General features: G+C 71.0%; 12 protein-coding genes. 6 read left to right on the plus strand and 6 right to left on the minus strand.

The window, feature by feature from the left end; translation table 11 throughout:
• Positions 1-34: 34 nt before the first annotated feature.
• Both atpA and HL658_RS13760 read right to left on the minus strand, forming a co-directional pair.
• Positions 35-1,564, minus strand: a complete 1,530-nt coding sequence (atpA, locus tag HL658_RS13755; RefSeq protein WP_180282525.1) for a F0F1 ATP synthase subunit alpha — start codon at positions 1,562-1,564, stop codon at positions 35-37.
• Positions 1,564-2,133, minus strand: a complete 570-nt coding sequence (locus HL658_RS13760; RefSeq protein ID WP_180282526.1) for a F0F1 ATP synthase subunit delta — start codon at positions 2,131-2,133, stop codon at positions 1,564-1,566. The genes atpA and HL658_RS13760 overlap by 1 nt, the downstream gene beginning before the upstream one ends.
• Before the next feature lie 282 nt (positions 2,134-2,415).
• On the opposite strand from HL658_RS13760, the gene HL658_RS13765 reads away from it, so the two are divergent.
• Positions 2,416-2,733 (plus strand): hypothetical protein, encoded by a 318-nt coding sequence (locus HL658_RS13765; protein ID WP_180282527.1) that lies wholly within the window; start codon positions 2,416-2,418, stop codon positions 2,731-2,733.
• A gap of 23 nt (positions 2,734-2,756) precedes the next feature.
• Here the strand turns inward: HL658_RS13765 and HL658_RS13770 are convergent, their stop codons facing one another.
• Together HL658_RS13770 and HL658_RS13775 are read right to left on the minus strand one after the other, a co-directional pair.
• Positions 2,757-2,894 carry a hypothetical protein gene (locus tag HL658_RS13770; RefSeq protein ID WP_180282528.1) on the minus strand — a complete coding sequence of 46 codons (138 nt, stop codon included), beginning with the start codon at positions 2,892-2,894 and terminating at the stop codon, positions 2,757-2,759.
• A 140-nt stretch (positions 2,895-3,034) separates the two neighbouring features.
• The gene (locus HL658_RS13775) at positions 3,035-5,266 is read right to left on the minus strand and encodes a primosomal protein N' (RefSeq protein ID WP_425485336.1); all 2,232 of its coding nucleotides are present in this window, start codon (positions 5,264-5,266) and stop codon (positions 3,035-3,037) included.
• 94 nt (positions 5,267-5,360) lie between these two features.
• On the opposite strand from HL658_RS13775, the gene fsa reads away from it, so the two are divergent.
• The 5 genes from fsa (at position 5,361) to HL658_RS13800 (ending at position 10,306) form a co-directional block, all read left to right on the plus strand.
• On the plus strand, positions 5,361-6,017 hold the full coding sequence (gene fsa, locus HL658_RS13780; protein ID WP_180282529.1) for a fructose-6-phosphate aldolase: 657 nt from the start codon (positions 5,361-5,363) through the stop codon (positions 6,015-6,017).
• Positions 6,018-6,033: 16 nt separating this feature from the next.
• Positions 6,034-6,747 carry a DUF484 family protein gene (locus HL658_RS13785; RefSeq protein ID WP_180282530.1) on the plus strand — a complete coding sequence of 238 codons (714 nt, stop codon included), beginning with the start codon at positions 6,034-6,036 and terminating at the stop codon, positions 6,745-6,747.
• 245 nt (positions 6,748-6,992) lie between these two features.
• Positions 6,993-8,627, plus strand: a complete 1,635-nt coding sequence (locus HL658_RS13790) for an EAL domain-containing protein (RefSeq protein ID WP_180282531.1) — start codon at positions 6,993-6,995, stop codon at positions 8,625-8,627.
• Entirely contained in the window at positions 8,624-9,628 is a 1,005-nt protein-coding gene (locus HL658_RS13795) for a tyrosine recombinase XerC (protein ID WP_180282532.1), read from the plus strand. Before HL658_RS13790 ends, HL658_RS13795 begins: the two co-directional genes overlap by 4 nt.
• A gap of 60 nt (positions 9,629-9,688) precedes the next feature.
• Positions 9,689-10,306, plus strand: coding sequence for an MORN repeat-containing protein (locus HL658_RS13800; RefSeq protein ID WP_180282533.1), 618 nt, complete (start codon positions 9,689-9,691; stop codon positions 10,304-10,306).
• Positions 10,307-10,424: 118 nt separating this feature from the next.
• Here the strand turns inward: HL658_RS13800 and HL658_RS37995 are convergent, their stop codons facing one another.
• Positions 10,425-11,336 (minus strand): NAD(P)-dependent oxidoreductase, encoded by a 912-nt coding sequence (locus tag HL658_RS37995; protein ID WP_343055097.1) that lies wholly within the window; start codon positions 11,334-11,336, stop codon positions 10,425-10,427.
• Entirely contained in the window at positions 11,333-11,737 is a 405-nt protein-coding gene (locus HL658_RS13810; RefSeq protein ID WP_180282576.1) for a tellurite resistance TerB family protein, read from the minus strand. Before HL658_RS13810 ends, HL658_RS37995 begins: the two co-directional genes overlap by 4 nt.
• Positions 11,738-11,856: the final 119 nt, after the last annotated feature.

The following is an 11,856-nucleotide window of genomic DNA, read 5'->3' on the forward strand; positions in this document are numbered from 1 at the left end:
CCTGCGGCCCCGGATCGGACGAACACCAATGGCGTCAGACGAACACCTTGGTGAAGCCGTCGAGGAAGGCCTTCAGCCGCTCTTCGGTCGCCGGGGTGATCTGCTTCTCGGTGCGGATCGTCGCCAGGATGTCGGCACCCTTCGCACGGACCTCGTCCAGGAAACGCTTCTCGAAGCGGTTGACGTCCTCGACCTTGATCTTGTCGAGATAGCCGCGCACGCCCGCGAAGATCGACACCACCTGCTCTTCCACCGGCAGCGGCGAGAACTGCGGCTGCTTCAGCAGTTCGGTCAGACGGGCGCCACGGGCCAGCAGGCGCTGGGTGGCGGCGTCGAGGTCCGAGGCGAACTGCGCGAAGGCGGCCATCTCGCGGTACTGGGCCAGCTCCATCTTGATGGTGCCCGCGACCTGCTTCATCGCCTTGATCTGGGCGGCGGAGCCGACGCGCGACACCGACAGGCCGACGTTGATGGCCGGGCGGATGCCGCGGTAGAACAGGCCGGTCTCCAGGAAGATCTGGCCGTCGGTGATGGAGATGACGTTGGTCGGGATGTAGGCCGACACGTCGCCCGCCTGTGTCTCGATGACCGGCAGGGCGGTCAGCGAACCGGCGCCCAGGCTGTCGTTGAGCTTCGCGGCGCGCTCCAGCAGGCGGGAGTGCAGGTAGAACACGTCGCCGGGGTAGGCTTCGCGGCCCGGCGGCCGGCGCAGCAGCAGCGACATCTGGCGGTAGGCGACGGCCTGCTTGGACAGGTCGTCGTACACGATCAGGGCGTGCATGCCGTTGTCGCGGAAGAACTCGCCCATCGTGCAGCCCGTGTAGGGGGCCAGGAACTGCAGCGGGGCCGGCTCCGACGCGGTGGCGGCGACGACGATCGAGTATTCCAGCGCGCCGGCGTCCTCCAGCGTCTTCACGATCTGCGCGACGGTCGAGCGCTTCTGGCCGACCGCGACGTAGATGCAGTAGAGCTTCTTGGACTCGTCGTCGCCCTGGTTGATGGGCTTCTGGTTGATGAAGGCGTCGATCGCCACCGCGCTCTTGCCGGTCTGGCGGTCGCCGATGATCAGCTCGCGCTGGCCGCGCCCGATCGGCACCAGGCTGTCGATGGCCTTCAGGCCGGTCTGCATCGGCTCGTGCACCGACTTGCGCGGGATGATGCCGGGGGCCTTCACCTCGACGCGCTTGCGCTCGACATCGACCAGCGGGCCCTTGCCGTCGATCGGGTTGCCGAGACCATCCACCACGCGGCCCAGCAGGCCGCGCCCGACCGGCACGTCCACGATGGTGCCGGTGCGCTTGACGGTGTCGCCTTCCTTGATCGAGCGGTCGTCGCCGAAGATCACGACACCGACGTTGTCGGTCTCGAGGTTCAGCGCCATGCCCTTCAGGCCACCGGGGAATTCCACCATCTCGCCGGCGCGGACGTTGTCCAGGCCGTGCACGCGGGCGACACCGTCGCCGACCGACAGAACCTGGCCCACCTCGGCGACATCGGCCTCGGTCCCGAAATTCGCGATCTGCTGCTTGAGGATCGCAGAGATTTCTGCGGCTCGGATATCCATCAGACTTGTCCCCCTGAGGCCTTCATGGCGAGTTGCAGTTTGTTCAGCTTGGTGCGCACCGACGCGTCGATCATGCGCGACCCGTAGCGAACGATCATGCCACCGATGAGTTCGGGATCGACGGTGACGTTCACGGCGACCTTGTTGCCGACGACACTGCGCAGGGCCTCGGTCACCGCCTCGATCTGCGCGTCGGTGAGCGGACGCGCCGCGGTCACCTGGGCGGTCGCCTCGCCGCGGCGGCGGGCCAGTTCGGCCAGGAAGCCGTCGATCATGCCGGAGAGCACGAACAGCCGGCGGTTGGCGGCCACCAGGCCGACGAACCGCTTGGTCAGATCGCTCGCCGCGACCTCGTCGAGCAACGCCGCCATCGCGCGACCCTGGTCGGCGCGGCTGATCACCGGGCTGCGCACAAGGCGGCGGAGGTCGGCGCTCTCGGCCAGGAGTTGCTTCAGCGTCGTCAGGTCGCTCGCGACCTGATCAAGCGCCTTGTTCTCGTCGGCCAGATCGAACAGCGCCGTTGAATAGCGCGCCGCCAGCTCGGAAACGCCTGTGCCTTCGGATGCCACCTGATCCCTCGAATTGCGTTCGGTAGACGGTGTGTTTTCAGGGCCTTAGAGGAAGTGTGCGCACGCGTTCGCCGGGGCCCCTGCCGCGAAAGCGAGCGGTCAATATCACAGGAAACGCACCTGCGCAACCGAGTCCGGACAACCGGCATGCGGCGTTTGGGCACCCCCCGCCGGGGTCGGGGGCCGCCTGTGACCTCGGGCGGGCCTTAAACCGGCATTAACCGGCAGGGCTCCAGGGTTTCCCCACCCGCCACAGCCCGACACACGCCGCAGCCGTCCCGCATGACCATCGTCGCCTTCACCGCCGCCCGCTTCACCCCCACCGACCTCGCGGAGTTCCAGCGGGTGGCCGACCCCAAGCTCCGGCTGGGCCATTGGGCCACGGTGACGCGTGAGTCGGGGCGCGATTTCGACCGGCTGGAGGTGCGGCTTCCCGGCGTCGAGCGGCCGGTGTTCCGGTTCGAGCGCGACCGGCAGGGCCGCTACAACCTCGCCTTCAACGACCGCGCCGGCTGGTACGGCATCGGCAGCGGGTCCACCGCCTGTGAATGCCTGGCGATCTGGCGCCCGCGCGCCGGGCGCGGCGTGTCCGTGCTCTGATCCTCCGGCCAGCGCCTGCGGAATCAGCGGGCGAACCCCAGCGGGGCCGCCAGCACGCCGCCCTCCGCCGGTGAGCCCGCGGTGAGCGCGATGACGCCGAGCAGCAGCAGGGCCGGCCCGATCGTGAGCAGGGTACGGATGGTGTGATAGCGGACGGTCATCTCGGCGTTCGTTCAGTGGTGCGGACGGCTGGTCCAGTGGTAGGACCGGTCGCCGTTCCGGGCAACGCACCAAATCGTCACAGGGGCCATGATCTGCCAGCGTGTCTGCTGCGGCGGATGGCCGCACGCCCCCTCGCCCCTTATAGAAAGCTGTAGGGGTCTACATCCACCTGCACACGCACCGACGAGGGAACCTCCACCCGTCCCAGCCAGTCGGCGACAAGCGGCTGCACCGCCACGCCGCGCGGCGCCTTCAGCAGCAGGCGGCGGCGGTGCCGCCCGCGCAGCAGGGCCAGCGGCGCCGGGGCCGGCCCCAGCACCGCCACCGTGTCGCTGCGCGGTGCCGCGCGGCCGAGCGCGTAGGCAACCCGGTCCACCGCCCCCTCGTCCTCGCCCGACACGATCAGCGCGGCCAGCCGGCCGAAGGGGGGCATCGCCGCCTCCAGCCTCTGCTCGGCCTCCAGCGCGTAGAAGCCGTCGCGATCGCCGGCCGCCAGCGCCTGCATCACCGGATGTTCGGGCATGTAGGTCTGCAGATAGACCACACCCGGCCGCTCGCCGCGCCCGGCCCGGCCGGCCACCTGATGCAGCAACTGATAGGTGCGCTCCCCGGCCCTGAGGTCGCCGCCGGCCAGCCCGAGGTCGGCGTCGACCACCCCCACCAGCGTCAGCATGGGGAAATGATGGCCCTTCGCCATCACCTGGGTGCCGATCAGCAGGTCCAATTCATGGTCGGCCACCTTGCGCACCATCTCCTGGATGGCGCGCGGGCCGAACAGCGTGTCGGACGCCATGATCGCCGTGCGGGCGTCCGGGAACAGCTCGGCCACCTCCTCCGCCACCCGCTCCACGCCGGGGCCGCAGGCGGCCATGGTGCCCTCCTCGAAGCAGTTCGGGCATTTGTTCTCCATGGGTGCGGAATAGCCGCAATGGTGGCACTGGAGCTTGCGGGCGAGACGGTGCTCGACCAGCCACGCCGTGCAGTTCGGGCATTGCAGTCGGTGGCCGCAGGCCCGGCACAGGGTCAGCGGCGCGTAGCCGCGGCGGTTCAGGAACAGCATCGCCTGCTCCCCCGCCGCCAGCGTCTCGGCCAGCGCCTTGCGCAGGGTCGGGGCCAGCCAGTGGCGGGCCGGGGGGCGGTCCTGGCGCAGGTCGATCAGCCGCACGTCGGGCAGCTCCGCCCCGCCGTGGCGGCCCGGCAGATGGACGCGCAGGTAGCGGTGGGAGTCGGCGTTGACCTGGGTCTCCAGCGACGGGGTGGCGGAGACCAGCACGATCGGGAAGCCGCCGATGTGGGCGCGCGCCACCGCCATGTCGCGGGCGTGGTAGATGGCGCCCTCCTCCTGCTTGTAGGCGCCGTCGTGCTCCTCATCGACGATGATCAGCCCGAGCTCGCGGTAGGGCAGGAACAGGGCGGAGCGCGCGCCGACCACCACCCGCGCCCGCCCGTCCGCCACCGCGCGCCAGGTGTCGCGACGGGCGGCCCCGGTCAGGTCGGAGTGCCATTCCGCCGGCGGCGCGCCGAAGCGCCGGGCGAAACGCTCCAGCCACTGGGCGGACAGCGCGATCTCCGGCAGCAGCACCAGCACCTGCTTGCCGGCGGCGAGTGCCGCGGCGATCGCCTCGAAATAGACCTCCGTCTTGCCGGAGCCGGTGACCCCGTCCAGCAGCAGGGTGGCGTAGGCGCCGGCCGCCAGCCTCTCCTTCAAGGCGGCGGCGGCGGCGGCCTGGGCGGGGGAGAGGTCGGGGCCCGGCCGGTGCCAGTCGGGCGCGCCGATCGGGGTGGGGGGCAGCAGCACCGGCTCCAGCATCCCGGCCTCGGCCAGAGCGCGCACCACCCCGGTGCCGCAGGCGGCGGCCTCGGCCAGGTCGGCGGCGCCGCGCGGCGGGCCGTCGGCGACGATCTCCAGGATGCGGCGGCGCTGCGGCGTCATCTTGAAGCCCGGCGGCGGCTCGGCGTCCGGCTTGGCGGCGTAGGCCAGCAGCGGGCGCGGCGGCTCCAATGCCGCGGGCACGCTGATCGCCATGCGCAGCACCTGCCCCGGCGGGGTCATGGTGTAGGAGGCGACCCAGTCGATGAAGCGGCGCTGGTCCTCCGTCATCGGCGGCACGTCGAAGCGGTGCGCCACCGGCTTGAGCTTCGCCCCGTCCACCGCGCCGGACCCGTGGCTCCACACCACACCGGCCAGTTGCCGCGGCCCGAGCGGCACCGCCACCACGTCGCCCGGGGCCAGATCCATGCCCGGCGGCACGCGGTAGTCGTAGGGTTCCGGCAGCGGCAGGGGCAGCAGCACGCCGACGCGCCGCTCCGCCCCGAAAAGGGTCGGTTCGGCGGCGCGGCCAGGTGCGGAACTGGCAACCATCCTGGTCATGGGCTAGACTGCCCGCGACAGGGGTGGCATACACCGGGCAATCCAGCCGGACCAAGCGCCCGCGGCCACTCGCAGCAACACCGGAATCGCCCCCATGAAGTTCTTCGTCGACACCGCCGACATCGCCGAGATCCGCGACCTCGCCGACACCGGTCTTCTGGACGGTGTTACCACCAACCCCTCCCTGGTCGCCAAGTCCGGGCGCAGGTTCGTCGAGCTGATCGCCGAAATCTGCGACGTGGTGAATGGCCCGGTGAGCGCCGAGGTGGCGTCGACCGATTACGAGACGATGATGGCCGAGGGCCGGCACCTCGCCAAGATCTCCCACCGCGTCGCCGTGAAGGTGCCCCTCACCCCGGCCGGTCTCAAGGTCTGCAAGGCGTTGTCGTCGGACGGGCACATGGTGAACGTCACGCTGTGCTTCTCGCCGGCGCAGGCGATCCTGGCCGCCAAGGCCGGCGCCACCTTCGTGTCGCCCTTCGTCGGCCGGCTCGACGACGTCGGCCAGGACGGCATGGGCATCATCACCGACATCTGCGAAATCTACCGCAACTACGTGAATTTCCGGACCGAGGTGCTGGTCGCTTCGATCCGCAACCCGATCCACATCGTGAAGGCCGCCCGGCTGGGCGCCCACGTCGTGACCGCCCCCCCCTCGGTGCTGCGCCAGCTCTTCAACCACCCTCTGACGGACAAGGGCCTCGCCCAGTTCGTGGAGGACTGGAAGAAGACCGGCCAGTCCATCCTCTGACCGGAGGCTCCGCCCGATGGCCCGCGAGACCGGGCGGCCGAGCCGCCTTCCCGACGCCGTCACGCCCGAGGAGGTGGCCGCCTATCTCCGCGACCATCCGGACTTCCTGGCCCAGCACGCCGAGCTGGTCCAGCACCTGACGCCGCCGCTGGTGGACCGCGGCCCCGGCGTGGTGGACCTGCAGTCCTTCATGCTGGACCGCCTGCGCGGCGAGGTGCGCCGGTTGAAGGACCAGCAGCGGGAGCTGATCGGCACCACCCGCGCCAACATGAACAGTCAGAACCGCGTGCACGCGGCGGTGCTGTTCCTGCTGGACGCGCAGAGCTTCGAGCAGCTCATCCAGACCATCACCACCGATCTGGCGGTGCTGCTCGACCTCGACGTCGCCGTGCTGGTCGTCGAGTCGAACGGGCGCGACATCCCGCACGTGCACAAAACGGGCGTGCGGGTGGTGGAGTCGGGCACCATCGCCCGCTGGCTCGGCCGGCAGGAGGTGCTGCTGAACGCCGATGTGCAGGGGTCGGAGGAGATATTCGGCCCCGCGGCCGGCCTCGTCCGGTCGGAGGCGCTGATCCGCCTGAACGTGTCGAGCGAGACGCCGGAGGGCATGCTGGCCTTCGGCAGCCGCGAACCCGACATGTTCCACCCCGGCCAGGGAACCGAGCTGATCGGCTTCCTGGCCCGTGTCGTGGAGCGGGTGATCCGCGGCTGGCTCGACCTGCCGGTGTGACCGGCCCCCCCGGACCAATCGGCCGACACGCAACCAGAGCTCGCCGATGACTTGCGGAGATTCCGCTGCAGGACCCTGCGGCTCCTGCAGTGCGTGTTATCCGATACCATCATTGCCAGCCACGCGAAGGACGGTTGCTTGAGCTCGGCAAGAATCGGGAAGATCCCCCTCGAAACAGTTTGCCGGGCACACCCCCGGCCCATAAAATCGATTCGATTGCAGGTTACGTCGATCGGGTCGGGCGCATGTCCGCGGAATTGAGTCGCTTCCTGGGCTTTGCGTTCGCGAACGCCGACGTCCTGATCGAGGTCCGGGCCGGCGGAACCATCAGTTTTGCGACCGGTGCCGTTCAACATCTCCTGGGTGTGCGCGAGGCGGCGCTGATCGGGCAGCCGATCGAAATGGCGATCGCGCCCGGCGACCGTGGGCTCGTCCAGCGGCTGCTGCGGACGCTCGGCCCCAATTGCCGCCTCACCCCACGCACGGTGACGCTGTCGGTGCAGAACCGGGCCGCCGTGCTGTCCGGCTACCGGCTGGGCTCCTCGCAATCGGTGCAGCTCACGCTGACCAAGGTGAACAGCCTCGCCACCAGCTCGCCCACCGCCGACCGCGACCAGCAGACCGGGCTGGTCCAGTCCGATGCCTTCCAGAACCAGCTGGCGGAGCGGTTCGGACTCGACGGCGAGGTCGGCGCGCCCAAGCTGTCGCTGGTGAAGATCGCCGATTTCGGCGAGGTCCGCAGCCGCCTGAGCCAGGAGGCGATGGCGCGGCTGCTGGCCGAGATCGGCGCGCTGCTGCGCGTGCACGCCGCCGACGATTCCCTGGCGGCCCGGCTGGGCGAGGACCGGTTCGGGCTGGTCCACTCGGACGCCGTGGATGTCGGCGCGATCCGCAGCGAGATCCAGGCGACCGGCCGCGCCATCGACCCCGGCGCCCCGCCGCTGACGGTGCAGAACAGCACCATCGACCTGGCCAGCCCCGGCCTGTCGCGCGAGGACGCCGGGCGTGTCCTGCTGTTCACCGTGCGCCGCTTCGCCGAGGAGGAGCACACCAGCGAAATCTCCACCATGACCGACGCCCTGCAGGTGCTGGTGGACCAGACCGTCAACCGCGTCGCCAAGCTGCGCTCCACCATCACCGGCCAGCGGCTCAGCCTGCAGTACCAGCCGATCGTCTCGATCGCCGACCGCAGCCTGCACCATTTCGAGGCGCTGGCCCGGTTCCCGGACGCCGCCGCCGGGCCGACCATCGCCTTTGCCGAAAGCGTGGGGCTGGTCCAGGACGTCGATCTGATGGTGGCGCAGAAAGCGATCGACGAGTTGCTGGCGCCATCCGCGAAGGAGGAGCTGAAGATCGCGGTGAACATGTCCGCCGCGTCGCTCGGCAGCGACATCTTCGTGGCGGCCTACCGCAAGCTGATCAACCGTTTCGCCTTCGTGGCCCCGCGCCTGCTGATCGAGGTGACGGAATCCTCCACCATCACCGACCTGGAGCGTGCCGCGCGCATCCTCAACGATTTCCGCAACGGCGGACAGGTGATCTGCCTGGACGATTTCGGCGCTGGTGCGGCGTCCTTCCCCTATCTCCAGGCGCTGCCGGTGGATTTCGTGAAGATCGACGGCAGCTACATCAAGCGCCTGGGGCAGAGCCGGCGCGACGATGCGATCCTGCGCGGCATGGTCGGGCTGTCCCGCGACATCGGCGTGAAGACCATCGCCGAGATGGTGGAGACGGTGGAGCAGGCCAACCAGATCATGGCGTTCGGCATCGATTTCGGCCAGGGCTACCTGTTCGGGCGGCCCGAGAACACGCCGTCCTACACCCCCGCCGGCCCGATCGGGGTCGGCAAGCGCAAGGGCGCACGGGAGACCTGGGGATGACCGGCGGGCCGGCGGCCAGCCCGGATGATGCTCCCGAGGACATTCCCGAGGATTCCGGCCGCCCGCTCGGCTTCTCCGCCCGCCCTGACCTGCAGGAGGCGGTGGCGCTGTGGCGGCGCTGGCTGGCGACGGAGAAGCGCGTCGCCGACCACACGCTGACCGCCTACACGGCCGACGTGGCGGCCTTCCTGACCTTCCTGACCGGCTATCACGGGCAGCCGCCCTCGATGAACACGCTGGGCGACTTGACGGCGATGGATTTCCGCGCCTGGCTGGCGGCACTGGCGCGCGATGGGCTGATCCCGGCCAGCCGCGCCCGCGCCTTGTCGGCGGTGCGCAACCTGTTCCGCTGGCTCGACCGCAGCGGCCGGCTGCACAACGCCGCCATCGGCACCATCACCACGCCGCGCTCCAAGAAGCCGATGCCCCGCCCGCTGACCGTCGCCGACGCCGCGACCCTGCTGGAGGCGTCGGGGGCGGAGCCGGACGCGCCCTGGATCGGCGCCCGCGACCGCGCGCTCTTCACCCTGCTCTATGGCTGCGGCCTGCGCATCTCCGAGGCGCTGGGGCTGACGCGCGGGGAGGCGCCGCTGGGCGACCTGCTGCGCGTCACCGGCAAGGGGCGCAAGGAACGGCAGGTTCCGGTGCTGCCCGCCGTGAACGAGGCGGTGCGCGCCTATCTCGACGCCTGCCCCTACGCACCGGGGCCGGACGCGCCGCTGTTCGTCGGCGTGCGCGGCGGCCCCCTCAACCCGGCCATCGCCCAACGCCAGATGCAGCACCTGCGCCGGCTGATGGGCCTGCCGGACAGCGCCACGCCGCACGCGCTGCGCCACAGCTTCGCCACCCACCTGCTGGCCGGCGGCGGGGACCTGCGCGCCATCCAGGACCTGCTGGGGCATGCGTCGCTGTCCACCACCCAGCGCTACACCGACGTGGAGACCGAGCATCTGATGGCCATCTACGCCAACGCCCACCCGCGGGCGCGGGCGAAGGAGTGATCTTCGGCACGTCCCCCTGTTGAGCGGAGGTGCAACCACCTTCGGGCAAAGGGGCGCCGGATGCGCATCACGTCAGTCGCGGCCTTCGCCGCCTTCGTCATCCTTCCCGCCGCATCATGGGCCGAGCAGCCGGTCGCCGATCCGGACACCGGTTGCCAGATCCGCGACCACTACCCCGATCCCGGCCGCGCCATCCGCTGGACGGGCGCCTGCAAGGACGGGTTCGCCAACGGCTTCGGCGTTCTGCACTGGACGCAGGACGGACGGCCGGACGGGCATGTGGAAGGCACCTACCTCGACGGACGGCTGGAGGGCCGGGCCCGCGTCGCCTGGACCGACGGCCGGCGCCTCGTCGGGAGCTTCGTCGGCGGCCTGATGAATGGCCAGGGCAGTTTCCGCTGGCCGGACGGACGGCGCTACGACGGCGACTGGAAGGACGACCGCCGCACCGGCCGCGGCACCCTGACCCTGCCCGACGGCAGCCGCTACGTGGGCGGTTTCCGGCGCAACCGACCCACCGGCGACGGGGTGTTCGTCACCGCCGACGGGCACCATGTCACGCCGCGCGTGGACGCGCGCGGGAACGTCAGCGCGGGCGCGCCCCTGCCCCGCCCGCCCGAGTCGGCGGCGCTGGCCACACCGCGGGGTGGCAGCTTCGAGGACTGGCTGCAGGACTGAGGGGTGCGTCGTCGCATCGGGCCCCCACCCCGGCCCTGCCCCATTTCCGACGGGGAGGGAGAGACAACCTGCTCCGGCGGAGTTGGGGAGGTCGCCCGCGAAGCGGTCGGGTGGGGGTTCAACGCGGGGACGTCTCGAACAGCCGGTACAGCGCCGCGTGGTCCAGCCCGCCGTCGCCGCGCCCGACCAGCGATTCGTAGAGTTCGCGGCCAAGCGACACCGCCGGCAGCGTGACGCCCAGTTCGGCGGCGAGCTGTTCGGCCTGACGCATGTCCTTGAGCTGCACCGTGGCCCGGGCGCCGGGCGTGAAGTCGCCGCTGACCATGCGCCCGCCGTGCAGCTCCAGGATGCGCGACTCGGCGAAGCCGCCGCGGATGGCGTCGCGCACCCGCGCCGGGTCGGCCCCGGCCGCGCGGGCGAGCGCCAGCGCCTCGGCGACCGCACCGATGGTCAGCCCGACGATCACCTGGTTGGCGGCCTTCGCCACCTGTCCGGTGCCGGTTCCGCCGACATGGGTGATCCGGGCGCCGAGCGCGCGGAACAGCGGCATGGCGCGCTCCACGTCGGCGTCCGCCCCGCCGGCCATGACGGTGAGAGTCCCGGCCTCCGCCGCCACGGTGCCGCCGGAGACGGGGGCGTCCACCCAGGCGCACCCGGCCTCCGCCACGCGGACGGCGAGGCGGCGGGTGGCGGGAACCGCCGTGGTTCCCATGTCGATGACCAGAGCACCGGGGCGCAGCCCCTCCAGCAGCCCGCGCGGCCCCTCCACCACCGCCTCGACGGCGGCGGAGTCGGTCAGCATCAGGATGACGGTGTCGGTGCCGGCGGCGACGCCGGCCGGATCGGCGGCCGGCTCCATGCCCTCGTGCGCCAGCTCCTCCACCGGGCCGGGGCTGCGGCTGTGGACGACCAGCCCCGCCCCGGCGCGCGCGAGGTTGCGCGCCATCGGCCGGCCCATGAGGCCCAGACCGATGACGCCGACACGCCAGCCGGACAGATCCGGGCGGGCGTCCTCCGCCCCCGCGGTCACAGCCGCATGTGGCGCGCCCGCGCGCCGCGCTCGATGGCGGCGGCGCACAGCCGGTCCACCCCCAGCTTGTGGCGGATCATCTCCAGCAGACGCAATTCCTCCTGCGAGGCGGTGGCGTCGGCCGCCGCGATGTCGCAGGCGACGGCGTAGGCGGTCTCGTACAGCTTCTCCGGCAGGGCGTCGCGGATGGCGTCGAGGATGCGGTCGAGACCGTCGGCGTCGCCAAGCGCGCGATTGCAGTCGCGGGTGACGTCGGTCAGCGTCTCCACGTCGAATCCGTCGAAGATCGGCAGGTAGCGGACATTCTCGCCGATCGTCTCCAGTTCCTTGTCGGTCATGTCGGCGTCGGCGGCCGAGACCAGGACCATCAGGTAGATCAGCGCGCTGTGGTGGTCGAGCATCATTCTTCCTCGCTCTGCGGGCGACGGGCAATCTCGGACGGCGGGCGGGGCGCGTCAAGGGTGCCATGCCCCGCATGCGGGATCCGCCCCCTCGACAGTGAACACGCGCTGACGTATTC

Origin of the sequence: Azospirillum oleiclasticum, from assembly GCF_013423485.1 — a bacterium.
Lineage (GTDB): Bacteria > Pseudomonadota > Alphaproteobacteria > Azospirillales > Azospirillaceae > Azospirillum > Azospirillum oleiclasticum.